Origin of the sequence: Clostridium sp. AF22-10, assembly GCF_003478725.1 — a bacterium.
In the GTDB taxonomy this organism is placed as follows: Bacteria; Bacillota; Clostridia; order Lachnospirales; family Lachnospiraceae; genus Otoolea; species Otoolea fessa.
In genome coordinates this window covers 1-631 of record NZ_QUFZ01000079.1, presented here as the reverse complement: position 1 = coordinate 631, position 631 = coordinate 1, and the positions used below count along the sequence as shown (strand labels likewise).

Here is a 631-nt window from a genome sequence, read left to right as displayed (position 1 = left end):
AAAGGAGCTTCCTGTATAATAAAAAGCGTAGACGTTGAAAATTGAAAATACCTCAGAGTACAATAAGACTACTGACTGGCAGGTTAGTAAAAATCTTATTATACAGAGAGGTATCTACAATGAAGTCTAACACACAGAACGCAAAAATTGAAGCTATTACAGAAAAAACTTTGGTACTCGGAATTGATGTCGGAAGTGAAATGCACTATGCCAGAGCTTTTGATTACAGAGGAATCGAGTATTCGAAGAAGCCATTTAAGTTTAGCAACACAGAGGCCGGATTTGTGACATTTAAGGAATGGATCCTGGACCTCAAAGAAAGACATGAGAAGGATAAGGTGATTCCAGGTATGGAACCGACCGGGCATTACTGGTTCAATCTTGGAAAGTTTCTACAGGATAATGAAATGAAACCGGTGCTTGTAAATCCTCACCATGTGAAAAAATCAAAAGAACTCGACGACAATAATCCGACTAAAAATGACCGTAAGGATCCGAAAGTTATAGCAGGATTAGTTAGAGAGGGACGTTACATGATCCCATATCTGCCGGATGGTGTTTATGCTGATCTTAGAACAGCATCAAACATAAGATTCCAGTTACAGGCGGAACTTACAAGAATTCAAAACAG

Annotated in this window: 1 protein-coding gene; it reads left to right on the top strand. The window is 38.8% G+C overall.

The features are described from left to right. Positions 1-119: 119 nt before the first annotated feature. On the top strand, positions 120-631 hold a 512-nt coding region (locus tag DWX91_RS16330), incomplete at its 3' end, for an IS110 family transposase (protein ID WP_147353340.1).